Raw genomic sequence first — 25237 nt, 5'->3', positions numbered from 1 at the left:
CCCGGCGCACGTCATGTTGATGCACATCAAGGCCGGTGGCTGGTGGTCTGCGGCGTGGTCGGTATAATCGGCGCCCTTTTGTGATCCTTTGCCCGTGAGCCCGATGAACCTGCCCGAAATCCACGAATTCCTCGGTTGCCGCACCCCCGACGCCTGGGTCCAGGCCGCGCTGGCCGATCAGGAAACCCTGCTGATCGACCACAAGAACTGCGAATTCAAAGCCGCCAGCACCGCCCTGAGCCTGATGGCCAAGTATCACGGCCATGTCGACCTGATCAATATGATGTCGCGCCTGGCCCGCGAAGAGTTGGTGCACCACGAACAGGTCATGCGCCTGATGAAAAAGCGCAAGATCGAGCTGCGCCAGCTGCATGCCGGTCGCTACGCCTCGGCGTTGCGCAAAGTGGTGCGCAGTCATGAGCCGGTCAAACTGGTGGATACGCTGGTGGTCGGCGCCTTTATCGAAGCCCGCAGTTGCGAGCGTTTCGAAGCGCTGGTGCCGCATTTGGATGAAGAACTCGGCAAGTTCTACTTCGGCCTGCTGAAAAGCGAGGCGCGGCACTTCCAGGGCTATCTGAAATTGGCCTACCAATACGGCGACGCCAAGGACATCGCCCAAGTCATCGAGCGGGTGAGGGCGGCCGAGCAGGAACTGATCGAGTCACCCGACGTCGAGTTCCGCTTTCACAGCGGCGTGCCGGCCTGAGGCCACGACCACTCCGATCAACGCGGTGATCCCGGTCAGCAGCAGGATCACCGTTTGCGTACCCAGCGGCGCCGCCAGCAGTGCAACCGCCAACCCGGCCAGGGGTTGCGGCAGGTTGTTGAGCAAGGTAATCACCCCCACGGTTTTGCCAAAGTCCTGCACTGGAATCACCTTTTGCCGCACGCTGCGCATGTACACGCTGTACATCTTGTCGAAGCCGATCACCAGCAGGAACCCCAGCGAGTAAGCCCACAGATTGGGGCTGATCGCGGTGATCAGCGCGCCGGCGGCAATCAGTGCGTATGACAGGCCACCGAGGATTTTCAGCGACAGGGTGGCGCGCGCCAGGTAGAACAGAATCGCGATGGTCACCCCTGCGCCTGCGGCTTGCAGTACCGCATAGGCGTCCTTGTCGGCGGCGTAGAGCCCGGTGACCATTGCGGCCGACGTGGCCAGCGTGACCCCGATGATCAGGTTGACCCCCACCGTCAGCGCAATCAGGCGTTTGAGCCCGGCAAGCTGGCGGATATGCCCGAATGCAATCCGCAGTGGTTGCAGCCAAATATCACGATGCTGTTCAAAGACCGCCAGGTCGACCGAGCTGGAGCGCTGCCACACCCCCATGGCCACGTCCGCCAGCACAAACAACCCGGCAATCCCCAGTACCACCCAATGCCACGCCCACACTTCGAGCATCAGCGCTGCCACCAGCGGCCCGAGCACCAGTCCGCTCTGGTCGGCAATCTGCGAGTAGGAGAGGGTCTTGGCATAACTGTATTGCGCAAAGATATGCGGCATCAGCACTTCGCGGGCCATGATGCCCTGGGTGGTCAGCACCCCGCACACGGCCGAAAGCAACACCAGCCAATAGATGCCGTCGAACATCCCGTACAGCGCCACCGCAACGACGCACGTCAGCGCGCGATAGACCTGGCTGATATGCAGGATGTGCACCGGCGGGTACTTGTCGCACAGCGCCCCGCACAGCGGAAACGCGAGGAAACGCGGCAACGACTCGACAAAAAACGCCAGCCCGGCCCAGGACACGCTCCCTGTGCTCTGAAACACTATCAAGGGCACGATAAACAACAGAATCTGGTCGGCCAGGCGCGACAGGAACAGCGAAACGAAGAACGCCAGGTAATCCTTGCGCATACAACTCCCTGTAGATGGCGTTAAAAATTGCAGGCTATTTGTTAAAAAGTCTTAAAAGCATGAAGCTTCGTCGGCCGCTGCTGGCCAGTTGCTCAAGTTGCCCAGCTTGCCACCTATAATGCCCGCTCTTCAATCTGCGTCGCACACTGAGAACTTATGGAAAACCTGGGGCTGGGCAAGGTCTTGCTCGTTGAAGACGATGAGAAGCTGGCAGGGCTGATCGCGCATTTTTTGTCGCAGCATGGTTTCGAGGTGCGCGTGGTGCACCGGGGCGACGCGGCCTTGGCGGCCTTTCTCGATTTTCGTCCCAAGATCGTTGTTCTCGACCTGATGCTGCCCGGCCAGAGCGGCCTGCACGTGTGCCGCGAAATCCGCAATGTGTCCGACACGCCGATCGTGATCCTCACGGCCAAGGAGGACGACCTGGACCACATCCTCGGCCTGGAATCCGGCGCTGACGACTACGTGATCAAACCGATCAAGCCGCCGGTACTGCTCGCCCGCTTGCGCGCGTTGCAACGTCGCCAGGCGCCAGAGCCCACCGTGCGTGGGGCCCTGAGTTTTGGCCGCTTGGCGATTGACCGTAGCTGCCGGGTGGTGCGCCTGGGAGACGAAACGATCGAACTGACGACCATGGAGTTCGAACTGCTGTGGCTGTTGGCCAGCCACTCCGGCACCATCCTGTCCCGCGATGACATCCTCAACCGCATGCGCGGCATCGCGTTCGACGGCCTCAATCGCAGCGTCGACGTTTACATCAGCAAGCTGCGCGGCAAACTCAACGATAACCCTCGTGAACCGGTGTGCATCAAGACCATCTGGGGCAAGGGCTACCTGTTCAATCCGTTTGCCTGGGAGGTATGAATGCTACGGCTTTATCTACGCCTTTACCTGATCCTTGCTCTGGGCCTGGCGGGGGCGATCTGGCTGGTCAACTACACCTTCGACGAGTGGCTGCCGGAAGCCAACGAAACTTACAACCGCGAGGCGTTGCGTGGACCGGCCTACGCCCTGGTCGAGCAGTTGCGGCCGTTGACGAGCGAAGCGCGGGCTGCCCGCCTCGCCGAGCTGCAACCCCATTACGGGTTGCATCTGAAACTGCTGTCGCGTGATTCCCTGAGGCTGAACGAGCGTGAGCAGCAACTGCTGGCGGACGGGCTGCTGGTCGTGCGTGGGCACTTTATGGAGTTCCTCGCCCGTATCGATGACGGCCCGCAATTGCTGGAAATCAAGCTGCCGGAAGAGCCCAAGTGGCTTTACCTGTGGGCTTATGTGCTCCTCGGCCTGTGCCTGGCCGTCGTGCTGTATTTCTGGGTGCGTCCCCATTGGCGTGATCTGGAGCATATCCGCCTGGCCGCACAGCGTTTTGGCGACAATCACCTGGCCTCGCGCATCCTGCTGCCACGCCGCTCTACCGTGCGCGAACTGGCCGGGCACTTCAACCAGATGGCTGAACGCATCGAGAACCTGATCGCCAACCAGCGTGAACTGACCAACGCGGTTTCCCATGAATTGCGTACGCCGATTGCGCGCTTGTCGTTTGAACTCGATCAACTCAAGCAGCAGGTCGACCCGCGTCTGCGTAGCGAACTGATCGCCGACATGTACGCCGACCTCGGTGAGCTGGAGGAAATGGTCTCCGAGTTGCTGACCTACGCCAGCCTGGAGCGCGGCGCGACCCAGGTCACCCGGGAAAATATCGAGGCTCACAGCTGGCTCGACAGCGTGATCGGCAGCGTGGCCCTGGAGGCCGAGGCGGCAGGGGTCCGACTGACGTTGCGCAGTTGTGAGGTGGACACCATCCAGATCGAACCGCGCTTTATGGCGCGGGCGGTGATCAACTTGCTGCGCAATGCCATTCGTTATGCCGAGCGGCGTGTGGAGGTTTCGTTGGTTAAGTTTGGCAGCGGCTACGAAGTGCGGGTGTGTGACGACGGCCCCGGCGTGCCCGAGGATGGCCGGGCGAAAATCTTCCAGCCGTTTATGCGCCTGGATGCCAGCCGTGACCGCCGCACCGGCGGCTTCGGCCTGGGCCTGGCGCTGGTGCAGCGGGTGTCGCAGTGGCATGGCGGGCAGGTAGAAGTGCTGGATTCTCAGTGGGGCGGGGCGTCGTTTCGGATGACGTGGGCCTATGCCGAATGATCAGGCCCCGCGCTGAGCTCTGCGCTTCACACAGGTGTTGATGGGGGGCTGGATCAGAAGGTGTATTCCAGCGCACCTATGAGCGAGCTTTGCAGGCGCCGCTCGACGATAGGGCTTTTGCCCGCGTCCCCCGACAGGTACTGCATGTCCAGCAGTGTGCTGAATGTGGTGTGCTCGCTGACCGGCAAACTCCACGTCAGGTTCAGGCCACGGCTGAATAACCCGCCTTTGGCGTCATATGCCTGAAAACGGCTGCGCGCGGCTTGGTCGGGCGTCGCGCCATACCATGTGCGCAGGTAATTGGCGTCGCCAAAGCGGCTGTTGAGGCTGGCGTCGAGGCTGCCGTAGTCGCCGTCGTACAGGTTGGTGCCGATGCTCAACTCCAGCGAGGTGAAGGCTTTGGCGCTGTCTTTGTGGTCGTCGTCCTTGAGCGCATGTTCCAGGGTTGCCCCCACAATCGCTGCGCCGAGGTTATAGCTGGCGCTTACGCCCAGTTGCGGGCGTGATTTGATTTCGCCCATGCCTTTGAGGCGGTCCGAGCCCAGGCGGCCGGTTTTGTTTTTATCTTTGCGTGAGGCACTGGCGCCGATATAGGCGCTGAAACTCAAGGCGTTGCCTTCGTAGCCCCAGCCCAGCCCTTTGTCGGTATCAAGGAAAATCCCCCATGGGCTGACGATGGCGCCACCCAGCAGCGGCGTGGTCGTACGCTCGTCGCTGCCGCTGTAGCGCGGCAGGTTGGCCACGCCGGCTTTCAATCGATAGTCCCAGTCGTCGGCCAAAACCTGATGGGCACCGGCCAACAGACACAGGGTGGAGATGGATAAACAGAGGTTTTTTGATCGCATCGTGCGAAGCATGTAGAGCACCCGCTTGGAGGTTTGGAAGCTCGAATGCTAGGTCTGGGGGAGGGCGGGGGTCTTTGACAGCTTTGTCGGAAAACTGTCAAAGACTGTTAAGCGCGCGACACATTGTGGGCCGTGATGCCTGCTACTGATCCATCGCGCTCAAGATGCCATGGGCCGCCGTCACTCTGTCGGCAATCGGGTAGTTCTTGTTGGCCAGGATCACCACGCCTATATCCTTGCCAGGCACATACGCCACGTACGCTCCAAAGCCGCCGGTAGAGCCGGTTTTGTTGAAAATGACGTTGCCCGGTTGTGTCTGCGCCGGTTGCAGCCAATGGGCTTTATTGGGTTGCAGCGCGATAAGCGTGGAGTTGCCGTCAAGCAATGCCTGCAACTTCACCGGGTAGGGGTAGTATTCCCAGCCCAGGCCTTGGGTCATGCCGTTGACGGTGTAGTAGCCGGTGTGTGTCGTGGCAATTGCCTGTTGCAGCGGCGCGCTCAGGGTTTGTGGGTGCATGTTCGCGATGACGAAACGCGCCATGTCCTGGGTGCTGGACTTGACGCCGTAGGCCTCGCCGTCCAGTGCGCCGGGGCCGACCCGTACCGGGTTTTGCTGCTTGTCATAACCTTGGGCGTATTGGTCTGCCTTGTCGGCGGGCACAGTGATATAGGTGTGCTTGAGCCCCAACTGCGGCAGCAGGGTTTTCTCCATCGCCACATTGAAGGGTTGCCCCAGGCTTTGCGCGCTCAGGTAGCCGAACAGGCCGATGCTAGGGTTTGAGTAGAGGCGTTGCACACCGGGGGCGTAGGTAGGTTTCCAGTGTTGGAAATAGCCGAGCATGGTCTTGGCGCTGTCGGCGGCTTCCGGAAATTGCAGGGGCAAACCACCCGCCGAGTAGGTCGCCAGTTGCAACAGGCTGATGCGGTCGAAGGCGCTGCCTTTCAGGGCTGGCAGGTGCTGGCTGGCCTTGTCTGTCAGCTTGAGTGCGCCGGTGGCCTGGGCATAACCGCCCAGCGTGGCGGTGAAGGTTTTGCTGACGGAGCCCAGTTCGAACAGGGTGTCTTCGGTGACGGGGCGCTGGGTGGTCTTGGACATTACGCCGTAGTTAAAGTATTGCACCTGGCCATTTTTGATCGTGGCTACCGCCAGGCCGGCGATCCCGTGTTGCTGCATCAACGGCGCAACGGTGCTGTCCACAACCTGGCGCAGGTCGGTGGCGGCCATGCAGGTTCCAGATCCAACAATTGCGGCTGAAATAAGGAAATTTCTTACGTGATGGTTCATGCTGACTTGCTTCCATATCAAGGGCGCACTGCCAACCGAGGCCTGCGCAGGCGGATAAATCTAGGTAGATTTGCGCGCTTCGACAAACGATCATATCTCGCACCAGCCATTAGAATAACTAGGGTCAAGCATGTTGCGCTCCCATCTACCCCTCAATGCCCTGCGTGCATTCGAAGCCTCTGCACGGCATTTGAGCTTTACCCGCGCGGCCATCGAGCTGTGCGTTACTCAGGCGGCGGTAAGCCATCAGGTTAAAAGCCTGGAGGCACAGCTCAATGTCACCTTGTTCAAGCGTCTGCCACGGGGGCTGATGCTCACGAGCGAGGGCGAAACCTTGCTGCCGGTAGTGCGTGAATCGTTTGACCGGATTGCCCAGACCCTCAGTCGGTTCGAAGGCGGACATTACCGTGAAGTGCTGACGGTGGGCGCAGTCGGCACGTTTGCCGTGGGATGGCTACTGCCGCGCTTGCCGGAGTTTCACGCACGTTATCCATTTATCGACTTGCGCCTGTCGACCCACAACAACCGCGTCGACGTCGCCGCCGAAGGCTTGGATTACGCGATCCGCTTTGGCGCGGGTGCCTGGCATGGCACCGACGCAAGCCCCTTGTTTGAAGCGCCGCTGAGCGTGCTTTGCGTGCCGCACATCGCCGAGCAACTGCAAACCCCGGCCGACCTGCTCAAGTTCACCTTGCTGCGCTCTTATCGGGCGGATGAATGGACCCAGTGGTTTCAGGCCGCAGGTCTACCGGCCGACACTCTGGTGCCGCGCAGCATTGTGTTCGACTCATCCCTGGGGATGATGGAGGCGGCATTGCAGGGCGCGGGGGTGGCGCTGGCGCCGGCGATGATGTTTTCGCGGCAATTGGAAAATGATGTGATTCGCCAGCCGTTCGACGTGGGCATCACCACCGGCAGTTACTGGCTGACCCGCCTGCAGTCGCGTGCTGAAACCTCGGCGATGCTGGCGTTCAAGGGCTGGTTGATGGCAGTAGCGGGGCGCGGCTGAAGGTTTACTCGTGAAACAAAATGAAACATTTGCGCCGGCCTAACCTCTACCGTAGCCCCAGCCGAGTGCCTATATGAACAGTCCGCGTCCCTCCGCCCGCATGCCCCGCCTGATCCAACTGCGCAACCTGAAGATGGCGCGTTCCGCCCACGCCTATGTGCGCGGCAGCACCGTGCAGTTCTACGATTGGCTGCACAGCCTGCCTGGCCGCCGGTTGCCCCACGGCCCGGCGATCTGGATCTGCGGCGATTGCCATGCGGGCAACCTGGGGCCGACCGGCGACAGCAAGGGGCGCATCGATATGCACATCCGCGACCTCGACCAGACCGTGATCGGCAACCCGGCCCACGACCTGGTGCGCCTGGCCCTGTCCCTGGCCACCGCGGCACGTGGCTCTGACCTACCTGGCGTGACCACCGCACGCATGCTCGAAGAAATGATGGTGGGCTACGAACAGGCCTTCAAGGACAAGCCGGATGAAACGCCGCCGCGCCCGTCCCAGGTCAAGGCCGGCATGCGCAGTGCCGTGGAGCGCACCTGGAAGCACCTGGCACGTGAACGCATCGAGAATGCGCGGCCGAGCATTCCCCTGGGCAAGCACTTTTGGTCGTTGTCGCGGGCGGAAAAAAGCGCGTTGGCTGACGTTTGCGCATCGGACGACCTCCACCAGTTGGTCACGTCCCTCAAGGGGCGGCCCAAGGACGCCAAGGTCGAGTTGCTGGATTCGGCCTATTGGGTCAAGGGCTGCAGCTCCCTTGGCTTGCTGCGTTACGCGGCGTTGCTGGGGGTGGGAGACAAGGACGATCGCGAATACTGCCTGATCGACATCAAGCAGGCGGTGGGCGCTGCGGCACCCCGTGCCGCACGGGGGAAGATGCCACGGGACAATGGCCGCCGGGTCGTCGAGGGCGCTCGCCAGCTGTCCCCTGGCCTGGGTGAGCGCATGCTGGCGACGCGCTTTCTGGATCACGGTTTTTTCATCCGTGAATTGCTGCCGCAGGACATGAAGCTGGAGTTGGACGAACTCAGCGAGACCGACGCGATGCATGCCGCCGGGTATCTCGCCCGGGTTGTCGGTATCGCCCATGCCCGCCAGATGGACCGGGACACGCGCAAGGCCTGGATGGCCACGCTGCAAGAAAACCGCTCCAGGCAGCTGGATGCGCCGTCGTGGTTATGGACCAGCGTGGTGCAATTGGTAGGCAGCCATGAGCAGGGCTACCTCAGCCATTGCCGTCGGTATGCGCTGGAGCACTGACCTGCAAATACTGAAAATCAAATGTGGGAGATCTATGGTCGAGGGCAACACTTCTACCTACAGTGCCGCCGCCTTCGCAGCCTCGCTAAAGCTCGACAGCTCCCACAGGGGATTGGCAGGTCCGGGCGATCTCCAGCCGAGCGCTGACAGCCCAGCAGCACCGATCAACTGTGGGAGCGGGCCCGCTCCCGGATCTGGGGGGCCACTAGGCCAGGTATTTGCGGAACCAGCCCAGCGTCCGCTCCCACGCCAGATTCGCCGCCGCCTCGTCATAGCGTGGCGTCGAGTCGTTATGGAAACCATGGTTGGCGCCCTTGTAGATAAACGCCTCATACGTCGTGCCTGCTGCCTTCAACGCCTGTTCATACGCCGGCCAGCCCTCGTTGATCCGCGTATCCAGCTCGCCGTAATGCAGCATGATCGGCGCCTTGATGCGCGGCACGTCCTTGGCCTGCGGCTGGCGCCCGTAAAACGACACCGCCGCGCCCAACTCCGGGTAAGCCACCGCCGCCGCGTTGGTCACGCCGCCGCCGTAGCAGAAGCCGGTGATACCGACCTTGCCGGTACTGCTGTCGTGGTGCATCAGCCATTCGATGGCGGCGAAAAAGTCGTTCATCAGCTTGGTCGGGTCGACGGTCTGTTGCAGGGCCACGCCTTTTTCATCGTTGCCGGGATAGCCGCCCACCGAGGTCAGGCCGTCGGGCGCCAGCGCGATAAAACCAGCCTTGGCCAGGCGGCGAGCGACGTCTTCGATGTACGGGTTGAGGCCCCGGTTTTCGTGGACCACCACCACGGCTGGCAACTTTCCTGACGCCTTGGCCGGGCGCACGAGGTAACCGCGCACGCTGCCGTTGCCGTTGGGCGACGGGTAGGTGATGTAGTCGGCGACGATGTCCGGGTCGGTGAATTTCACCTGTTCGGCCAGCGCGTAGTTGGGGCTCAGCGCCGCCAGCAGCGCCGAGGCGGTGAGCCCGCCGAAGGTGAACAGCGCGGCGCGGTCGAGAAACTCGCGGCGGTTGATCTTGCCGTGGGCGTAGCCGTCGTAGAGTTCCAGCAGTTCGGGGGCAAAGTCCTGCGCGGTGAGACGAGTCATCGGGGCCATCCTCGATTAGCGATAGCAGTCAATGTAGACCACGTTCAATCGTCGCGGCCATGGGCGGCAGCGGCCAACTGCCCGGTGTCGACGCGCACGAACAATGAATCGCCAATGGCGGTCAGCACATCACCGGCGTACACCTCGCAGACCACGCGGCTTTTGCGTCCGACGTCGCCCTCGACCCGGGCGCGCAAGGTCAGGGTGACACCCATGGGCGTTGGCTTGATGAACTTGATGCCGAGGTTGCCAGTGACGCACTCGATGCGCGGCAGGCTGCCGGGCTCGCGCTGTTCGGCGCGGTAGTGGTAGGCCATGGCGGTCCAGTTGGAGTGACAGTCCACCAGCATGGCGATCAGGCCACCGTAGACCAGGTCTGGCCAGCCACTGTATTTGGCTTCGGGCACATGCTCGGCGATCAGGTGGATGCCGTCGGCGTCCCAGCGGCTTTTGATGTGCAGGCCGTGGGGGTTGCTGGCGCCGCAGCCATAGCAGATACCTTCGGGGGCGGTGATGTCCTGGAGGGAAGCGGGGTGCATGCCAAGTCCTTTTTGTTATGGGGGCTACTCTGTTTAGCAGGACACGGGCAGGATGGGAACCCGATGGCCTTACTTCCCCCGGAGCGTGCATGAACCGTCGAATATCCCCAGTCGTGTTGCTGGCACTGGTGCTTGGTGTGTTTTCCAATGCCCGGGCCGTGGAATACCGTGATGTCAATCGCGCCGCCAGCCAGATCAGCTTTACCTTCCAGCAGTTCGGGCAGCGGGTGTATGGCACGTTCAACGAGTTTGAAGGGACGCTGGCGTTCGATACCCAAGCGCCTGGGGCGGCGCACGCGTTGCTCAAGATCCAGCTCGCCAGCATCGACGCCGGCAGCGCGGATGCCAACGACGAACTGCAGCGCCCGTCATGGTTCGACACGGCGACGTACCCGGTGGCGGTCTACCAATCCACCGGCGCCACGGCGCTGGGCAACAATCGCTTCAAGATCAGCGGCAACCTGACGCTCAAAGGGATTACACGGCCGGTGACGGTCGATGTGGTGCTCAAGGAGTTGGGCGGGATTGGCGTGTTCGACGGTGAATTCATCCTCAACCGTGCCGATTTCAAGATCGGCGAGGGTGAGTGGGCTGGCAACAGCGTGGTGTCCAACGACATCCACATCAAATTCAAGATGGTTTCACCGCAACGCTAGCGGGCAAACCTCTTCGCCCCGGCCACGCATCCGATCACCGCGACGGTGACCAGCACCATGCCCAGGCTGACCTGCTCATGCAGCAGGCCCGCCGCCAGTGCCAGGCCGAAGAACGGCTGTAGCAGTTGCAATTGGCCAACGGCGGCGATGCCACCCTGGGCCAGGCCGCGATACCAGAACACAAAGCCGATCAACATGCTGAACAACGCCACATAACCCAGGCTCAGCCACGCCGGCAGGCTGATGCCGCGCACACTCGGCGGCGCCAGGATCACACTCAACGGCACCACCACTGGCAACGACACCACCAGCGCCCAGCAGATCACCTGCCAGCCTCCGAGGCTGCGCGACAACTTGGCGCCCTCGGCATAGCCCAGGCCGCACACCAGCACCGCCAGCAACATCAGCAGGTCGCCGGCCGGTGCAGCGCTGAGGCCCTGGGCGAATGCATAGCCCATCACCAGCGCGCTGCCGAGGATCGAGAACAACCAGAACACCGCACGCGGCCGTTCGCCACCGCGCAATACGCCAAACACGGCGGTAGCCAACGGCAGCAGGCCGATAAATACGATGGAGTGGGCGGAGGTCACGTATTGCAGCGCCAGTGCTGTCAGCAGCGGAAAACCGATCACCACGCCCAACGCGACAATCAGCAACGGCCCCCACTGGTTGCGTGCGGGGCGCTGTTCCTTGAACCACCCCAGCAACAGCAGCCCCAGCACGGCAGCGATGGTTGCGCGGAGCATGGTGAGGAACACCGGGTCGAACTCCATCACCGCCAAACGGGTGGCGGGCAACGAACCGCTGAAAATCACCACGCCGATAAAGCCGTTGATCCAGCCCTGGGTGCTGCTGTCCGGGGTGCTGAGGGAGAAAGTACGTTGCATGGGCAGGGGCCTGAAAAAGAATGTTTGCGTGCCGGTCATCCTAAAGTTGAAGATTAGGACAATCAAAAAATTGTCATGGATACATCCCGATGCCCCGCGCCCGCTACAAATCGCTGGTCGACACCTTTGCCCAAGCCATCCGCAGCGGCGACATGCCGCCCGGCACACGCTTGCCAACTCACCGCCAGTTGGCCGCCGAGCATGGCCTGGCGCTGGTCACCGCGAGCCGGGTGTATACCGAGCTGGAGGCCATGGGCCTGGTCAGCGGCGAAACCGGACGCGGCACCTTTGTGCGCGAGATTTCGCTGCCGCCAGGGCAGGGCAGTGGGCAGATGAATGTTGCCGCGGGGATGTTGGACCTGAACTTCAACTACCCGTCACTGCCGGGCCAGGCGGACTTGTTGCGCACGGCGCTGCGCCAACTGGCGCTGTCCGGCGATCTGGAAGCGCTGCTGCGCTATCAACCCCATGCCGGCCGTGTGCATGAGCGCGCGGCGTCGGCGCGTCATCTGCTGAGCCGTGGGTTGGCGGTCGCCTCCGAGCAGGTCTTGCTGGTCAGTGGCGCCCAGCATGGCCTGGCGGTGACGATGATGGCGCTGCTCAAGCCGGGGGATGTGATCGCCGTCGATGCACTGACCTATTCGGGTTTCAAGGTGCTGGCCGAGACCTTGCACCTGGAGATCGTCGCAATCCCGGTCACACCCACCGGCCCGGATCTGGAATACCTGCACAGCCTCTGCCGCAAGCGCCCGGTGCGTGCGGTGTACAGCATGCCGACCCTGCACAACCCGCTCGGCTGGGTCATGGGCCTGGCGCTGCGAGAGCAGTTGGTAGCGATTGCTCGCCAGCACAACCTGATGATCATCGAGGACGCGGCCTACGCCTTTCTGGCCGAAGATGCACCACCACCGCTGGCGACATTGGCGCCGGAGCGCACGGTCTACGTGGCCGGGCTGTCGAAAAGTGTCGCGACGGGGCTGCGGGTGGGGTTTGTCGCGGCACCTGTGCCGTGGGTGAAGGCGGTGGAGCGCACGATCATGGCCACCACCTGGAACGTTCCGGGGGTGATGAGCGCCATTGCCGTGGGTTGGATCGAGGACGGCACCGTCGCCCAACTGGAAGCGCAAAAACGCGAGGATGCCCGGGCGCGTCAGGCCTTGGCGGCGCAAGTGCTGACGGGGCTGGATTACCTCAGTCACCCGTCCTCGTATTTCTTGTGGTTGCCGCTACCGGAGGAGGCCCGCGCCGATCAGGTCGCCATGGCCTTGCAGCGCGAGAACGTCTCTGTCTCCACCGCGGAGCCGTTTGCGGTCGGTGCTCATGTGCCCCATGCGTTACGCCTGGCGCTGGGCTCGGTAGCCATGCCGATGCTGCGCGAAGCGCTGGTCAAGGTACGAGCGGTGGTGGCGTGGTGAGCCGGGGTTAGGCGGCTCGCCGGGGCGTTTCAGTACTTGTAGGCCTGACGTCCGATCAACAGCCATTTGCCATGCTGCTTCTGCCAAACCTGGAAGTTGTCGATGTCGGTGGGCACTTCGACGCCGCTGTTCACGGCCAACGCGTGAAAGTGGTTGCGCACCAGCGCCGTGTCCCCATCGAGGGTGATGGTCTGGTTTTGCATTTCCAGGGTCTTGAAGGCGCTGGTATGGGTTTCCAGGTCGGCGATGAATTGCGCCTTGTTCTGCACTTTGCCGCTGGAATGGCCGTAGGTGAGGGTGTCGGCGGTCAGCGCGTGGAGTTGCTTGAGGTCCAGGTGCAGCATGGCTTGGGTCAGTTGGTCGACCGCCTGGGCCACGTCCTTTTCTGCCGGGGCAGGGGCGGCAGCGACGTAGCCGCTGAACAGGCACAGAAAACCGATCAGTACTTTGACGTTGGGCATGGGTGTTTCCTTATTGTTTTTGGGTGAATACGACACTTTAGTCGTCGTACAACATTGCAATAATCAGGGCGCCCAAGCAAAGGGAAATTTTGAAATATTCATAAAATATTAGCCATTGAGTGATCGTTGATCTTATGTGACGTCCTAACTCATTGGGAGGACCATCGGGTTTCTTCCTAGTGAAGTGGCACATCGCTATGCTGTTTCCTAAACAACAATGCACCTGAGGGACAAAATGGATTTTGACTGGCACAGCGACCCCATCACTCGCGCCACCCCCGTGACTTCCCACTACAAAAACACCCAGAACGTCCGCCGCTTCATGCTGGAGCACTGCGGCCCGGGGTTTAAGTTTGATCGGGCATTCATGGCCTGGATTTGCGACGGCGCGGCCAAAACCCTGGGCGACGTAGTGGATGAGTGGCAACGCCGTCATCCAGACCAGGAGCCCGGGCAGTGATCGCCGAAGGCCTGGCGGTGCTGATCCACTACACCACTTATCTGAGTTCCGGCGTGCTGCTGTTCGGTCTGTGGTTTGCGCTCACGCCCAAGGCAATGCCGGCGATGCGCATCCTGATTCTGTTGGCCGCGTTCGTGTTGATGCGCGACGTGATGACACCCTTGGGCCTGTGGACGCTGGGCAGTGGGGTGCAGATCGGGTTCACGGCGAATGCCTTTGTACTGGCGGCGCTGGGCGGGTTGTCGGTGCTGTTGATCCTGCTGCTCGCCTACATCGCCCCGGACCTGTGGCGGCTGGTGCGCTGGACCATCGGCAGCCCGTGCGTTGGCTTGGCCGTAGGGTTGCTGGTCGGATGTTTGATCGGTGTACCGCTGCGGGTTTACCAAGGCACTGAGGCGTCTGCGTTTTACGGTTACTGGGTCTGGCTGCCGGCCATGGTGGTGCTGGCCTATGGCGCCAATGCCCTGGAAGAGGTGTTGTTTCGCGGGTTTTTGCAGGGTTATCTGGAACAACAGCTGACGCCATTGCGTGCGGCGTTGACCAGTGGCGTGGCGTTTGCGGCGTGCCATGCCTTCCTGGCGTTGAGCGTGACCCAGTTGGGTTGGCCGGTGTTGGTGTTTACCTTGATCGAAGGTGTGGCGTGTGGGTTGGTGCGCATGCGCTATGGCGTGCTGGCGGCGACGGTCACCCATGGGACGGCGATCTTGCTGGTGGCGGTGCCCTACATAGCCTGATGCGGCATACAGGCTCAAGACAATATGGAACGGGGTCTGCTCCCACACAGGCCCGCGTTCATAAGGCTTGGCGCGTTCAGTCAGATTGCAGTGCAGGTGTACGCGGTGGAACCTGGCGTTTGTTGCCCATGGACTCGAACGCCGCGGCAAACCGCAGCAACGCGGAGTCATCATACGCACGCCCGGCAAACGTCAGCCCGACCGGCATGCCGATGTCTGCCATTACGCCCATTGGCACGGTGACCGTCGGCACGCCCAGGTGGCGGATCGCCAGATTGCCGTTGGCCACCCAGACGCCGTTGCTCCAGGCAATATCTGCCGATGCTTCGTTCACGTCTGCGTCTGCCGGGCCTACATCGGCCACGGTGGGAAACAGCACGGCGTTGAGGCCGAGGTTGTCCATCCAGTCTTCCAGGTCCAGCCGGCGGGTTTGTTCCAGGCCGCGCAGGCCGTCAGGGACGGTGCTGATCTCGTTCCATGGGGTGATGCCGCGTTCGGCCATGCGCACGTACTCGTCCATGCCGGCGGCGAGGTCGTCTTCGCGGTTCGGCAAGGTGCCAGGGTCATGGGGGAAGATCTTCGCCCCATCCACATCCGCCAGGCGGTTGAGGCTCGGGTCGGCGTTGGCGCGCAGGAAATCGTCGAAAGCCCATGCGGACAATTCCCACAACTCATCGTGGAGAAATTCCTTGGAGACCAGGCCACGGGTAAACACCGTTGGCGCGCCGGGGCGGTCGCCTTCGCAGTTGGACACCAGCGGGAAATCCACTTCCACCACTTCGGCGCCCGCCGCTTCCAGGGCTTGGCGTGCGGCTTGCCACAGCTCGATCACCGTCGCGCGGGTGTTGATCTTTTGCCCGGTCGGGCCGCCGATCCCAGGTTTTTCGCTGGTGCCGGCTTCCGGGTCGGCGTTGATGTACATGCGCGGCACGCCGAAGCGTTTGCCGGCCAGGGACGCGCAATCCACCGCCAGTTCAGCGTAGGACGCCGGACGCACCGAGGCGACGCTGGGAATCGCCACCCAGGGTTGCAGGCGCCACAGGTCGCCACGGGTGTCGGGGTCTTCGGCGACGATCACGTCGAGCACTTCCAGCAGGTCGGCCATGGTGCGTGCGTAGGGCACGACCACATCCATGGTCGGTGTCAGCGGCCAGTTGCCACGTACCGAAATCAGTCCACGGGACGGGGTGTAGGCGCACAGCCCATTGTTGGACGCCGGGCCGCGCCCGCTGGACCAGGTTTCTTCCGCCATGCCGAACGCGGCAAAACTCGCCGCCGTTGCGGTGCCGGCGCCGTTGGAGGAGCCGGAGGCAAAGGGTGCGGTCAGGTAGTTGGCGTTGTAGGGGCTTTCCGCGCGGCCATACACACCGCGCTGCATGCCGCCGTTGGCCATTGGCGGCATATTGGTCTTGCCCAGGCAGATCGCCCCGCCGGCGCGCAGGCGCTCGATGGTGAACGCATCGCGCTGGGCGACGAGCTTGGCAAAGGCCGGGCTGCCGGATGCCGCGGTCAGGCCTTTGACCAGGTAGCTGTCTTTGGCGGTGTAAGGAATGCCATCCAGTGGCCCCAGGGTTGCGCCCTTGGCCCGACGTGCATCGGACGCCTCGGCTTCTGCAAGGGCTTGCGGGTTGCGCACGACCACGGCGTTCAGCGCGGTAGCGGTGTGCGGGCCGTCATAGGCCTCGATCCGCGCCAGGTAAGCCTGGACCAATTCAACGGCAGTGGTCTGGCCGGTTTCAAGCGCAGCGCGCAATTGGGCAATGGAGACTTCGGTTACTTGCATCACGTTTTTTCGCCGCCTTCACGTGGGGGTATCGCGGCAGTCTACGTACAGATATTTCACAAAACCAGCGCCGAATATTCTGCATAGGCGGCGCGCATTATCTGCCAGGTGTGGGCGTCGGCCGGAATCAGATGCTCGATACGCAGGGAGGTGAGTGTGATGTCCTGGGGCATGCCGAAGGTGGTGAAGGTTGACAGAAAGTTCAGCTCGCCCTGGGTTGAGCGGATGCAGGTGAGTACCAGTGGCGGCAGTTCCTGGGGCGGCTCGGTGGGGCTTGGCGTCGGCAAACCGGCGAGCAATTGCGCCAGCGGCGGATTACCCAATGCCTCTCGGCTCGCGCGCTGCCAGGCCAGGGTGCGGATCTCGTCGGCATTGAGCAGGTGATCACCGAGGCCGCCGGGTTGTAACAGGGTGGTCAGCAGGTTCAAGCCATCGGCGGCGTCCGGCGCGATGCCGACCAGGCCAAACAACACCGTAGTACTGGCATTCGCCGCCAGCACTTGCCACTGGCTGTCGAGCAGAATCGCCGGGGCAGGATTGTTGGCGTGCAGCACATGGCTGACGGCGTCGCGAATTGCCGTCATGCCGGGTGCAGCGAGCGGGGTGGCGTTGTAGCGCGGGGCGAAACCGGCGGCGAGGAACACGCGGTTGCACTGCTCCAGAGGGATCTCCAATGCCGTCAACAGGTTATGCAACGTCGCGGGGCTGGGTTTGGCGCGGCCGGTTTCGAGGCAACTGAGGTGGCGCTGGGAAACACCAGTGATCAAGGCCAGGTCGAGCTGGCTCAGCTTGGCCTGGCGGCGCAGTTGGCGCAGGTGTTCGCCGGCGGTAGAGGGGGTGTCCATGGCAGCTTCATGACCTCCGAGGTCATTGCGAGGGGCAGAACCTTATCACTAACGTGAGCCTTCATCACGTGGAGGAACAGACCATGCCAAGACCCTATTTCGCCCTGGCCGGCTTGCTCGGATTTACCTTGTATACGGGGTTCACGATGCTGACGGCCGAGCAGTCGCTGCTGGCGTTTGCAGCGCAGTTGCTGTCGCGACCGGACACGGCGCAGGTGGTCATCGACCTGTACCTGATGGCCGTGCTGGCGTGTGTGTGGATGTACCGGGATGCGCGCAGGCGAGGGCGGCCGCTGCGTTCGGTGCTGCCGTATTTTTTGCTGACGGCGGTGTTTGTGTCGGTGGGGCCGTTGCTTTACATCGTGGTGAAGGGGTTCAAGGATGAATGATCTTTTACCTGTCTATGCGGTATGCGTGTTGGTGCTGTGCCTGAAGATGTTCGCCATTTCCTGTTATCAGGGATATTTCCGTATACACGCACGGGCGTTTACCAATCGTGAAGACGCGGCCTTTTTTAATCGCAGAGCGCAGCCTATGGAGTTGCCGCAAGTGGCCCGCGCGGCCAGGGCGTGGGCCAATGACCTGGAAAATATCCCGCTGTTTTTTGTGTTGGGCGGGTTGTGTGTCGCGCAGCAGAGTCACAGCGCCGCGACCCTATGGTTGCTTGTGGCCTTTACCTTGGCGCGGGTGCTGCACACGGTGACGTATCTGATGGGCTGGCAACCCTGGCGCACGCTGGCCTATGGCGTGGGTGTGGTGTGCCTGTTCGGCATCGGCGCCGGGATTATTGGTAGCGCCGTCGATCAACGGTGGGTAGAGCTTTAGCGACGCTGCGAAGGTGACGGCAAGGCCAATAGACAGGTTGCCTGTGCTGGCGTCTTCGCAGGCAAGCCAGCTCCCACCGTTGACCGTGTTCACAAATCAAGATGTGGGAGCGTTCGGGGTTATGGGTTGAGGAAGGCTTGGTAGTTGTCCTTGGTGATCTGCTGATAGGGGATGGTCAGTTCAGCGGTGTAGGGTTGCTTCTTGACCATCTTCACCGCCAGGTCAATCGAGCCCACTGCCTGGCCCTTGTTGTCCTGGTACACCGTCACCAGCAGTTGGCCTTTTTTCACCGCGTCCAACCCGGCAGGGCCGCCGTCGCTGCCGGCCACCAGGATGTCCTTGCCCGGCTGCATGCCCGCCTGGCTGATGGCCATGGCCGCGCCTATCGCCATCTCGTCCGCGTTTGCCGCCACCGCGTCGATCTTGCGGCCGGATACGATCCAGTTGTTCATCAGGTCAATCGCTTTGTTGCGCTGCCACTCTGCGCTCTGTTCCTCGACGATCTTGATATTCGGGTACTCCTTGAGCACGCTCTTGACCCCCAGCGTACGGTTGTGGGTGGCGTTGTTGGACAACAGCCCGAGCATGATCGCCAGGTTGCCCTTGCCGCCCATTTTCTCGGCCAGGTAGCGCATCTGGATCTCACCGGCCTTGACCTCATCGGAACCCACGTAACCCACGCCCGGCGGCAGTTGCGGCGCGTCCGGGCGACGGTTGACGTAGACCAGCGGGGTCTTGGCCTGCTGGGCATTGGTGCTCATCTTGGCGGTGGCGGCGGTGTCCACCGGGTTGACGATGATGGCGTCCATGCCTTGGGCAGTGAAGTTCTGCACCTGATTGAGCTGGCGCACCACATCGCCCTGGGCGTCTTCGAATTGCAGGGTCACACCGGGCAATTCCTTGGCGTGGGCGGCCATGTAGTCGCGCATTTGGGCGAGGAACACATCGTCGACCTGGGCGATGCTCACGCCGATACGGATATCGGCCAGCGCCCAGGGCGTGACAGCCAGGGTAAACAGTGTCGCAAGGATTTGCTTCTTCATGGTTTTGCTCCGTTGTTTTTGTTGTTGTTAAAACACGGGGGATTTACGCCTGGCGCTTGGCTCGCATCTGCGCCACGGCCGCTGCGAAGTCCGCTGGCGGCCAGCGTTCGCGCAACGCCTGCTGCATCAGTTGCTGCCCGGTTTGCGGGGCCAGGCCCTTCAGCGGCGGGTCGGTATCGAGGTTGGTGGGAAACGAATAGCCGTCGGCCGTGCAGGCGATCACCGCCTCGGCATCCAGGGCCGGTTTGGCCAGCAGGGCCGGATACACCGCCAGCATCATGCGGTCGCGGTCGAGGGCCTCCATGGGTTTGCCGAACGCCGAGGAGATTTGCAGCAGATTGGCCATGCGCTGGCGATCCGGCGTGCGGTTGGTGCCGGCCGCATGGAACAGCGCCGGGTTGAAGAACAGCAGGTCGCCCTTGTCCAGCGGCAGTTGCACGGCGTGTTGCTGGAAGTAGTCGATAAATTCCTCACGGCGCCACGCCAGGTAGCCCAGGGCGTATTGCTGGGAGAACGGCAGCAGCTGGGTCGGGCCGGTTTCCAGCGGCATGTCCGAATGGGCCACTGCACCTTGCAAGGTCAGGTACTGGGACAACACGTGCAAGGGCAAGGGGAAGCGCTCGACCACATCGTCGGTCTGGAACCCCAGGTGATAGTCACGGTGCGGTTGCTGCGCCTGGCCGCCGGGGTGCACCACATTGACCTGCGCCGTCACCTGGAAATTGGGCCCCAGCCACGCTTCGGCAATCAGCCCCAACAGCGGGTTGGCGTAGTACTCGACAAACGACTCGGGCGACTGCAGTGCGGCTTTCTGCAGTGAGTTCCAGATCCGCCCGTTGCTGCCGGCCTTGGCAAAGTGGTCGGCGGCCACGCCTTGGGCGGCTTCGTTGGCGAAGATTTTTTCGAACACCTGGCTGTGACGGTCGACCACTTCCAGGTCTTCGTAGGCGCGGCGCACGACCATCACGCCCGGGCCATCACGGAACAGTCGGTGCAGCTCATTCATGACCGTAAGTCTGTCGCTGTTGCGCAGTGCACGTGCCTGATAGATCGGCACGTTGTCCAGCACGTGCTGGCACAGCGGGTACTCTTCAGCCGTGGCCTGTTGCGCGCAGATCCGGCTGAAGTCCGCCAGGCGCACGGCATTCGCGCTCACGAACGCCGACATCACACACCTCCCGGCAGGCTCAGGGCCTGGTGCGGTTGCGGGCTGCCGCCGTCGGTGCAGCCCACCACGCCTTGCTCCAGGTCGATCACCGCGCCGGTCATCATTCCCGATTCACTGGACAACAGAAACGCCACGCTGCGCGCCACCTCCTCGGGCTTGAGCAGACGCCCGAACGGCTGCGCGCTTTCGGCCTGCTGCAACCAGCCGTCCCTGGCACCGTGGTACTGGCGCTGGATCTGATCTTCGTGGGGCGTGTCCATCCAGCCGATGTTCAAGCCGTTGACCCGGATACGGTTGCGCAACGCACTGAACGCGACGTTCTTGGTCAGGATCGCCAGCGCGCCCTTGGACGCCGCATAGGCGCTGAGGAACGACTGCCCACCATGCCCGGTGACGCTCTGGATATTCACCACGGCGCCTGCCACACCTTTGCTGATCATCAGCTTCAGCGCTTCCTGCATCAGGAAAAACGGCGCCCGCACATTCACCGCAAACAGCTTGTCGAACAGCTCCGGCGAGGTGTCGAGGATGGTGCCGCGATCCGACATGCCGGCGCAGTTGACCAAGCCGTGCAAGGTGCCGAAGTGGGTGTGTGCGGCAGCGATGATCGCCCGGCAATCCTCGATATTTTCCAGATCCGCCTCGACAAAAAACGCCTGGCAATCGAGTTGCGCCAGTTGCCGTACCTGTTCTTCGCCTTGGGTGCGACGGCGCCCGCAGATGATCAGCCCGGCGGCGCCACGTTGGGCCAAGGTATGCGCCACCGCCGCGCCGAGGCCCTGGGTGCTGCCGGTGACGACAAAGTATTGGCCGCTGAACGGCATGGCGAGATCGGCGTTAGGCATGGGGTTCTCCGGAGTTTTTGTTGTTGTGAGTCGCCCGGCTCGACGCCGGACGAAACTGAGACTAGCATTGCGAAACCTCATAAATACCCAAATAAGACCTCAAAAACACCTCAGGCGAACCGCATGCTCGAACGCGCAAAACACTTTTCCATCAAGCAACTCGCGACCCAGGCGGGGGTAAGCAACGCCACGGTCGACCGTGTGTTGCACCAGCGCGGCAGCGTGCATGCGCAAACCCGGCGGCGCATCGAACAGGCGCTGGAGGAATTGGAGTCCCAGGAGAAAAATGGCTTGGCGATGGGGCGTACGTTCCACGTCGACGTGATCATGCACACGCCCCAGCGCTTCAGCGCGGCGGTGCAGGCGGCGATCGTCGCGCAACTGGCCAGCCTCGCGCCGTTTCGGATTGCCCCGCGGTTTCACCTGTTCGAAGAGATCGCCCCCAAGGCCATGCACGATCAACTGCTGCGCTGCCTCGACACCGGCAGCCAGGGCGTGGTGCTCAAGGCGGCCGACGAGCCGGCGGTGAACCTGGCGGTCAAGCAGCTGATCGCGGCGGGCATCCCGGTGGTGACCCTGGTGACCGACCTGCCGCAGAGCGAGCGCATCGGCTACGTCGGCATGGACAACCGTACCGCCGGGCAGACCGCCGCGTACCTGATGTCGCGCTGGCTGCCGGCGGTGCCCCAGGACGTCGCGGTGGTGATCGGCAGTGAGCTGTTCCGTGGCGAAGAAGAACGCGAAATGGGCTTTCGCGCCTGGCTGCGGGGGCGCTCGCCGCACTTGCGGGTGTTGGACGTCAGCGGTGGCTACGGGGTGTACGACCGCACGTTCGAGCGCGTGACCCTGGCGCTCAAACAGCACCCCGAACTCAAGGCGGTGTACAGCGTCGGCGGCGGCAATCGGGCGATCGTCGATGCGTTCGCCGCCCTTGGCCGCCCACTGGAGGTGTTTATCGGTCACGACCTCGACGAAGAAAACCGCCAGTTGCTGCGTGAAGAAAAAGTCGCCGCGATCATCGATCACAACCTGCAGATCGATGCGCGCAGCGTGTTCCTGCACATCCTGCAATTCCATCGGCTGTGGAAGGCCGGGCCGATAGCGCCGTCACAGGTGCAGATCGTCACACCGTTCAACCTGCCGGACTGAATCTCCCCCAACAACAAAACCAGGAGTTTTCACCATGCTACGAATTGCCGTCCTCGGTGCCGGGCGTATCGCCAAGATCCACGCCGCCAACGTCGCCGCCCATCCCAATGCCACGCTGGTGCTGGTGGCCGACCCCTGGCGCGAAGGCGTCGATGCGCTGAGCACGCAACTGGGCTGCGAAGCCGCCTACGATTGCGCGGCTGTACTGCGTCGTGAAGACATCGACGCGGTGGTGATCGGTACGCCCACCGACACCCACATCGACTTGCTATTGGCGGCAGTCGCCGCAGGGAAGGCGGTGTTGTGCGAAAAACCCATCGATCTGGACATCGGCAAGGCACGCACGGCGGCCCAAGCGGTGGAACGCCAGGGCGGCAAGGTGATGCTCGGTTTCAACCGGCGCTTCGACCCCGACATGCTGCGCCTGCGTCAGGCCCTCGATGCCGGCCAGATCGGTGCGGTGCGCCAGGTCATCATCACCAGTCGCGACCCCGGCCTGGCCCCGCGTGATTACCTGGCCCATTCCGGCGGCATCCTGCGCGACATGACCATTCACGACTTCGACACCGCCCGCCATCTGCTCGGCGAAGAACCGGTGCAAGTCAGCGCCATCGCCAGCCGCCTGGTGGACCCCAGCCTTGCCGAAATCGACGACTACGACAGCGTAATGGTGTTGCTGCGCACCGCCTCGGGCAAGCAATGCCATATCAACTGCTGCCGCCAGGCGGTATACGGCTATGACCAGCGGGTCGAAGTGTCCGGCGCCAGCGGCGTGCTGCTCACCGACAACCATCGCCCCAGCACCCTGCGCCACTGGAGCGCCGCGCACACCGAAGCGCTGGAGCCGTTGCAGCATTTCTTCCTGGAACGGTATGCCGACGCCTATCGCAATGAGCTGACCCAGTTCATCGATGCGCTGAACGACGACCTGCCGTTGCCCACCAACATGCGCGACGGTTTGTATGCGTTGCACCTGGCGGATTGTGCGCTGGAGTCGGTGCAGACTGGGCGCAGTGTGGTGGTGAGTTACGATCTTTAGCGGTAGATGCGGGTGGGGAAATGGGGACGGCCCCCATTTCTCCCGATGCGACGAGCCGCAGTTAAATCAATTCGAGCTTAACGGCTATGCCAAAGGTCATCATGACCAATAAGAGGCCGATCATGGACCATTCCAAAAATACCAACTTGCGTTTGAGGGAAGGAGGGAAGCCCGCTAAGTCTTTAGCGTTCAATTGGCCTTTTCTGAGCTGGTAGCTTGGGAATGTAATAAGTCCGCAAATGCCGCCTATGAACATCAGTTTTCCCCAGGGGCCGGCATGTAGGATCGGAGCCCAAGTCGTGATTGCCGGACTGTTTTTGAGATGTTCCAGCATCACGTCCGCCTGGGTATAAGCCAGGTGCAGGCAGACGCCGATCCAAAGGAAAATCCCGATGAAGTCGGCAAGCGCTATGGTTAAAAGAACTGTATCGCCCGTGCTCAGTGTCATTTAACAGTCTCGTAGATTTTCTCGCCTACCCATCCGCCAAATGCGTTGCCCAGGGCGCCTCCTGCTACTGAGCCTGCGCCAACCACGACGAGCCCGCATGCTAAAGGAGCTATGCCGACGGTTGGTATGCCCAGCCCGACACACAGCCCGCCGACAGCAGCCGTTGATAGCGCCGCCCCCGCCAAGGCCCCACCCCCTAGCGACCCTGCAAAGCTACCCGTTTCGGTAAATGTGATCTTCTCGCAGGCTTCATCGTTACCCGCAGAACACACGTTTTTCACCTTCATATAAGAAGCCCCACCACCAATCGCTGTACCGACCCAGCCTCCATATTTGATCACCGTCGAAGCTTTCACCAATTGTTGGATGTGGGTCGCGTAGCCGGGTATCTGGCCCGGTGCCCCGGCCTGTGTCCACCGATGAACAAGGCTGCGGCTTGATATCCCCAACGCGGTTTTCAGGTTGGGATGGTCGGGGATACCGGCGCTTCTGCGGGTCAAGGAGGTGAGGTGGGTATCAAGCCGGGCCAGCAGGTTTTTGCGTTCGGCGAAGAACTCTGGTGATCGCAAGTGCCCGTCCTTGAGGAATGCTTTTTGGTGCAGTGCTTCGATCTCTTGCAAGATTGTTTGTAAGTTGTCCAGGTTCCTGGCGAGCATGGTTTCACCCGCCCCAATAGCGGTTGAGCTGTGAGCCAGGAAACTTTGGATCTGCTCGCGGTGGCGCATCATGAAGTCCGCATCGGCTGCACTAAGAGGGTTTATCGCGTCATTGGTGAGTGCCGCTGCTTCCAGTAACTGGTTTTCTTCTTTGCTGCATTGAAAATTGTTTGGATCGCTAAGCACGATCAATGAGCCGGCTTTAACGTTGTCTGTTCGGGGGTTGAGTGTTCGGAACTTGGCCATTGCTGCTGGGTCTGGCGTTGGAAATAACGTGGCTTCCAGAGCTTCGCGGGTCGTGCTTTGGGGAACGATATAGAAACCGGGTTCTTCACCTTGTGGGCTGTTAAGCGAAGAGGGCGTCCAATTTCTTGAAGGACTGTACGTTGGCTGATTCGGTGTCGCCGAGGTGCGGGCCTGAGTCATCGGCGCCGGTTCAGCGGCTGGTCTCATGGTCGGTCGTTCGTAGCCTTCGGTGCGGTAGATCGCCGTGTAGACCGAGGGAATGAATCTGGCTCGGCAGGGGCAACTGCTGAAACTGTCCAGCGTGCCGGCCATCAGCCTGCCATGACTGTTCATGTGGGAAATACCGCCGAGTATTTTATAAATGCCCGGGTGCTTTCCACAGGTCACTCGGTCTCCCTCACAGGCGTGGAGGAGGCCATAGATGTCTATGCTTGGGTCGCCATCCAGGACTTTCCCGCCGCAGTTGGTTTTGTCACCCAAGCCAATGAAGTAGCCGTCACTCATTTATATCGTCCTTTTTATGCAGTAAGTAAACGTGCGTTTAT

At 62.0% G+C, this 25237-nt stretch carries 27 protein-coding genes; 13 read left to right on the top strand and 14 right to left on the bottom strand.

The genetic code is table 11. The annotated features are described in order from the left end of the window. Positions 1-103: 103 nt before the first annotated feature. Positions 104-706, top strand: coding sequence for a MiaE family protein (locus AC3ISR_RS15345; RefSeq protein WP_192300513.1), 603 nt, complete (start codon positions 104-106; stop codon positions 704-706). On the opposite strand, the gene AC3ISR_RS15340 is transcribed toward AC3ISR_RS15345, so the two are convergent. Next, entirely contained in the window at positions 662-1861 is a 1200-nt protein-coding gene (locus AC3ISR_RS15340; protein ID WP_192300512.1) for an MFS transporter, read from the bottom strand. The genes AC3ISR_RS15345 and AC3ISR_RS15340 overlap by 45 nt on opposite strands. Before the next feature lie 156 nt (positions 1862-2017). Here AC3ISR_RS15340 and AC3ISR_RS15335 point away from each other — a divergent pair, with 156 nt between their 5' ends. Both AC3ISR_RS15335 and AC3ISR_RS15330 read left to right on the top strand, forming a co-directional pair. Then, positions 2018-2725, top strand: coding sequence for a winged helix-turn-helix domain-containing protein (locus AC3ISR_RS15335; protein ID WP_226457666.1), 708 nt, complete (start codon positions 2018-2020; stop codon positions 2723-2725). Then, a complete protein-coding gene (locus AC3ISR_RS15330; protein WP_192300510.1) occupies positions 2726-4003 on the top strand; it encodes an ATP-binding protein in 1278 nt (425 codons plus the stop codon). Between the two features lie 53 nt (positions 4004-4056). On the opposite strand, the gene AC3ISR_RS15325 is transcribed toward AC3ISR_RS15330, so the two are convergent. Further along, positions 4057-4860: a MipA/OmpV family protein gene (locus tag AC3ISR_RS15325; protein ID WP_489324355.1), complete on the bottom strand. Its 804-nt coding sequence runs from the start codon at positions 4858-4860 to the stop codon at positions 4057-4059. A gap of 130 nt (positions 4861-4990) precedes the next feature. Then, positions 4991-6133, bottom strand: coding sequence for a class C beta-lactamase (gene ampC, locus AC3ISR_RS15320; RefSeq protein WP_463984703.1), 1143 nt, complete (start codon positions 6131-6133; stop codon positions 4991-4993). Between the two features lie 130 nt (positions 6134-6263). Here ampC and AC3ISR_RS15315 point away from each other — a divergent pair, with 130 nt between their 5' ends. Both AC3ISR_RS15315 and AC3ISR_RS15310 read left to right on the top strand, forming a co-directional pair. Continuing rightward, the gene (locus AC3ISR_RS15315; protein ID WP_192300508.1) at positions 6264-7142 is read left to right on the top strand and encodes a LysR family transcriptional regulator; all 879 of its coding nucleotides are present in this window, start codon (positions 6264-6266) and stop codon (positions 7140-7142) included. A 73-nt stretch (positions 7143-7215) separates the two neighbouring features. Beyond that, entirely contained in the window at positions 7216-8400 is a 1185-nt protein-coding gene (locus tag AC3ISR_RS15310) for a DUF2252 family protein (protein ID WP_463984704.1), read from the top strand. A gap of 205 nt (positions 8401-8605) precedes the next feature. Here the strand turns inward: AC3ISR_RS15310 and yghX are convergent, their stop codons facing one another. Next, a complete protein-coding gene (gene yghX / locus AC3ISR_RS15305; RefSeq protein ID WP_305390950.1) occupies positions 8606-9493 on the bottom strand; it encodes a YghX family hydrolase in 888 nt (295 codons plus the stop codon). A gap of 44 nt (positions 9494-9537) precedes the next feature. Then, complete coding sequence (locus AC3ISR_RS15300; protein ID WP_463984705.1) at positions 9538-10032, bottom strand: PaaI family thioesterase; 495 nt, start codon at positions 10030-10032, stop codon at positions 9538-9540. A gap of 89 nt (positions 10033-10121) precedes the next feature. On the opposite strand from AC3ISR_RS15300, the gene AC3ISR_RS15295 reads away from it, so the two are divergent. Then, positions 10122-10688: a YceI family protein gene (locus AC3ISR_RS15295; RefSeq protein WP_463984706.1), complete on the top strand. Its 567-nt coding sequence runs from the start codon at positions 10122-10124 to the stop codon at positions 10686-10688. Here the strand turns inward: AC3ISR_RS15295 and AC3ISR_RS15290 are convergent. Continuing rightward, entirely contained in the window at positions 10685-11575 is an 891-nt protein-coding gene (locus tag AC3ISR_RS15290) for a DMT family transporter (RefSeq protein ID WP_192300503.1), read from the bottom strand. The genes AC3ISR_RS15295 and AC3ISR_RS15290 overlap by 4 nt on opposite strands. Positions 11576-11664: 89 nt before the next feature. Here AC3ISR_RS15290 and AC3ISR_RS15285 point away from each other — a divergent pair, with 89 nt between their 5' ends. Next, positions 11665-12990: an aminotransferase-like domain-containing protein gene (locus AC3ISR_RS15285; protein ID WP_463984707.1), complete on the top strand. Its 1326-nt coding sequence runs from the start codon at positions 11665-11667 to the stop codon at positions 12988-12990. A gap of 29 nt (positions 12991-13019) precedes the next feature. On the opposite strand, the gene AC3ISR_RS15280 is transcribed toward AC3ISR_RS15285, so the two are convergent. Then, positions 13020-13451: a nuclear transport factor 2 family protein gene (locus AC3ISR_RS15280; RefSeq protein ID WP_192300501.1), complete on the bottom strand. Its 432-nt coding sequence runs from the start codon at positions 13449-13451 to the stop codon at positions 13020-13022. A 235-nt stretch (positions 13452-13686) separates the two neighbouring features. Here AC3ISR_RS15280 and AC3ISR_RS15275 point away from each other — a divergent pair, with 235 nt between their 5' ends. Together AC3ISR_RS15275 and AC3ISR_RS15270 are read left to right on the top strand one after the other, a co-directional pair. After that, a complete protein-coding gene (locus AC3ISR_RS15275; RefSeq protein ID WP_192300500.1) occupies positions 13687-13911 on the top strand; it encodes a DUF6434 domain-containing protein in 225 nt (74 codons plus the stop codon). Next, entirely contained in the window at positions 13908-14645 is a 738-nt protein-coding gene (locus tag AC3ISR_RS15270; protein WP_463984708.1) for a CPBP family glutamic-type intramembrane protease, read from the top strand. The genes AC3ISR_RS15275 and AC3ISR_RS15270 overlap by 4 nt, the downstream gene beginning before the upstream one ends. 76 nt (positions 14646-14721) lie before the next feature. On the opposite strand, the gene AC3ISR_RS15265 is transcribed toward AC3ISR_RS15270, so the two are convergent. Next, complete coding sequence (locus AC3ISR_RS15265) at positions 14722-16431, bottom strand: amidase (RefSeq protein ID WP_226457653.1); 1710 nt, start codon at positions 16429-16431, stop codon at positions 14722-14724. Positions 16432-16484: 53 nt separating this feature from the next. Continuing rightward, positions 16485-17273, bottom strand: coding sequence for a helix-turn-helix domain-containing protein (locus AC3ISR_RS15260; protein ID WP_463984709.1), 789 nt, complete (start codon positions 17271-17273; stop codon positions 16485-16487). An 83-nt stretch (positions 17274-17356) separates the two neighbouring features. On the opposite strand from AC3ISR_RS15260, the gene AC3ISR_RS15255 reads away from it, so the two are divergent. Both AC3ISR_RS15255 and AC3ISR_RS15250 read left to right on the top strand, forming a co-directional pair. After that, positions 17357-17662: a DUF2834 domain-containing protein gene (locus tag AC3ISR_RS15255; RefSeq protein WP_463984710.1), complete on the top strand. Its 306-nt coding sequence runs from the start codon at positions 17357-17359 to the stop codon at positions 17660-17662. Next, positions 17655-18098 (top strand): MAPEG family protein, encoded by a 444-nt coding sequence (locus AC3ISR_RS15250; RefSeq protein WP_463984711.1) that lies wholly within the window; start codon positions 17655-17657, stop codon positions 18096-18098. Before AC3ISR_RS15255 ends, AC3ISR_RS15250 begins: the two co-directional genes overlap by 8 nt. Positions 18099-18217: 119 nt before the next feature. Here the strand turns inward: AC3ISR_RS15250 and AC3ISR_RS15245 are convergent, their stop codons facing one another. From AC3ISR_RS15245 to AC3ISR_RS15235, 3 genes are read right to left on the bottom strand one after another with little or no spacing between them, the layout of a single operon-like run. Beyond that, positions 18218-19141: a sugar ABC transporter substrate-binding protein gene (locus AC3ISR_RS15245; RefSeq protein ID WP_192300494.1), complete on the bottom strand. Its 924-nt coding sequence runs from the start codon at positions 19139-19141 to the stop codon at positions 18218-18220. Between the two features lie 43 nt (positions 19142-19184). Further along, entirely contained in the window at positions 19185-20309 is a 1125-nt protein-coding gene (locus tag AC3ISR_RS15240; protein ID WP_489324354.1) for a phytanoyl-CoA dioxygenase family protein, read from the bottom strand. Next, on the bottom strand, positions 20309-21154 hold the full coding sequence (locus AC3ISR_RS15235) for an SDR family oxidoreductase (protein ID WP_192300492.1): 846 nt from the start codon (positions 21152-21154) through the stop codon (positions 20309-20311). The genes AC3ISR_RS15240 and AC3ISR_RS15235 overlap by 1 nt, the downstream gene beginning before the upstream one ends. A 123-nt stretch (positions 21155-21277) precedes the next feature. On the opposite strand from AC3ISR_RS15235, the gene AC3ISR_RS15230 reads away from it, so the two are divergent. Both AC3ISR_RS15230 and iolG read left to right on the top strand, forming a co-directional pair. After that, positions 21278-22303 carry a LacI family DNA-binding transcriptional regulator gene (locus tag AC3ISR_RS15230; protein ID WP_192300491.1) on the top strand — a complete coding sequence of 342 codons (1026 nt, stop codon included), beginning with the start codon at positions 21278-21280 and terminating at the stop codon, positions 22301-22303. 34 nt (positions 22304-22337) lie between these two features. Beyond that, positions 22338-23342 (top strand): inositol 2-dehydrogenase, encoded by a 1005-nt coding sequence (gene iolG / locus AC3ISR_RS15225; protein ID WP_463984713.1) that lies wholly within the window; start codon positions 22338-22340, stop codon positions 23340-23342. 61 nt (positions 23343-23403) lie between these two features. On the opposite strand, the gene AC3ISR_RS15220 is transcribed toward iolG, so the two are convergent. Further along, a complete protein-coding gene (locus tag AC3ISR_RS15220) occupies positions 23404-23790 on the bottom strand; it encodes a hypothetical protein (protein WP_463984714.1) in 387 nt (128 codons plus the stop codon). Continuing rightward, positions 23787-25196 carry a PAAR domain-containing protein gene (locus AC3ISR_RS15215; RefSeq protein ID WP_463984715.1) on the bottom strand — a complete coding sequence of 470 codons (1410 nt, stop codon included), beginning with the start codon at positions 25194-25196 and terminating at the stop codon, positions 23787-23789. The genes AC3ISR_RS15220 and AC3ISR_RS15215 overlap by 4 nt, the downstream gene beginning before the upstream one ends. Between the last annotated feature and the right edge of the window lie 41 nt (positions 25197-25237).

This window comes from Pseudomonas sp. GL_117, from assembly GCF_057835125.1.
This window is presented reverse-complemented; position numbering and strand designations above follow the sequence as displayed.

Coding starts and splice junctions, on each gene's coding strand:
- AC3ISR_RS15345 (WP_192300513.1), top strand. CDS start 104: ATGAACCTGCCCGAAATCCACGAATTCCTCGGTTGCCGCACCCCCGAC.
- AC3ISR_RS15340 (WP_192300512.1), bottom strand. CDS start 1,861: ATGCGCAAGGATTACCTGGCGTTCTTCGTTTCGCTGTTCCTGTCGCGC.
- AC3ISR_RS15335 (WP_226457666.1), top strand. CDS start 2,018: ATGGAAAACCTGGGGCTGGGCAAGGTCTTGCTCGTTGAAGACGATGAG.
- AC3ISR_RS15330 (WP_192300510.1), top strand. CDS start 2,726: ATGCTACGGCTTTATCTACGCCTTTACCTGATCCTTGCTCTGGGCCTG.
- AC3ISR_RS15325 (WP_489324355.1), bottom strand. CDS start 4,860: ATGCTTCGCACGATGCGATCAAAAAACCTCTGTTTATCCATCTCCACC.
- ampC (WP_463984703.1), bottom strand. CDS start 6,133: ATGAACCATCACGTAAGAAATTTCCTTATTTCAGCCGCAATTGTTGGA.
- AC3ISR_RS15315 (WP_192300508.1), top strand. CDS start 6,264: ATGTTGCGCTCCCATCTACCCCTCAATGCCCTGCGTGCATTCGAAGCC.
- AC3ISR_RS15310 (WP_463984704.1), top strand. CDS start 7,216: ATGAACAGTCCGCGTCCCTCCGCCCGCATGCCCCGCCTGATCCAACTG.
- yghX (WP_305390950.1), bottom strand. CDS start 9,493: ATGACTCGTCTCACCGCGCAGGACTTTGCCCCCGAACTGCTGGAACTC.
- AC3ISR_RS15300 (WP_463984705.1), bottom strand. CDS start 10,032: ATGCACCCCGCTTCCCTCCAGGACATCACCGCCCCCGAAGGTATCTGC.
- AC3ISR_RS15295 (WP_463984706.1), top strand. CDS start 10,122: ATGAACCGTCGAATATCCCCAGTCGTGTTGCTGGCACTGGTGCTTGGT.
- AC3ISR_RS15290 (WP_192300503.1), bottom strand. CDS start 11,575: ATGCAACGTACTTTCTCCCTCAGCACCCCGGACAGCAGCACCCAGGGC.
- AC3ISR_RS15285 (WP_463984707.1), top strand. CDS start 11,665: ATGCCCCGCGCCCGCTACAAATCGCTGGTCGACACCTTTGCCCAAGCC.
- AC3ISR_RS15280 (WP_192300501.1), bottom strand. CDS start 13,451: ATGCCCAACGTCAAAGTACTGATCGGTTTTCTGTGCCTGTTCAGCGGC.
- AC3ISR_RS15275 (WP_192300500.1), top strand. CDS start 13,687: ATGGATTTTGACTGGCACAGCGACCCCATCACTCGCGCCACCCCCGTG.
- AC3ISR_RS15260 (WP_463984709.1), bottom strand. CDS start 17,273: ATGGACACCCCCTCTACCGCCGGCGAACACCTGCGCCAACTGCGCCGC.
- AC3ISR_RS15255 (WP_463984710.1), top strand. CDS start 17,357: ATGCCAAGACCCTATTTCGCCCTGGCCGGCTTGCTCGGATTTACCTTG.
- AC3ISR_RS15250 (WP_463984711.1), top strand. CDS start 17,655: ATGAATGATCTTTTACCTGTCTATGCGGTATGCGTGTTGGTGCTGTGC.
- AC3ISR_RS15245 (WP_192300494.1), bottom strand. CDS start 19,141: ATGAAGAAGCAAATCCTTGCGACACTGTTTACCCTGGCTGTCACGCCC.
- AC3ISR_RS15240 (WP_489324354.1), bottom strand. CDS start 20,309: ATGTCGGCGTTCGTGAGCGCGAATGCCGTGCGCCTGGCGGACTTCAGC.
- AC3ISR_RS15235 (WP_192300492.1), bottom strand. CDS start 21,154: ATGCCTAACGCCGATCTCGCCATGCCGTTCAGCGGCCAATACTTTGTC.
- AC3ISR_RS15230 (WP_192300491.1), top strand. CDS start 21,278: ATGCTCGAACGCGCAAAACACTTTTCCATCAAGCAACTCGCGACCCAG.
- iolG (WP_463984713.1), top strand. CDS start 22,338: ATGCTACGAATTGCCGTCCTCGGTGCCGGGCGTATCGCCAAGATCCAC.
- AC3ISR_RS15220 (WP_463984714.1), bottom strand. CDS start 23,790: ATGACACTGAGCACGGGCGATACAGTTCTTTTAACCATAGCGCTTGCC.
- AC3ISR_RS15215 (WP_463984715.1), bottom strand. CDS start 25,196: ATGAGTGACGGCTACTTCATTGGCTTGGGTGACAAAACCAACTGCGGC.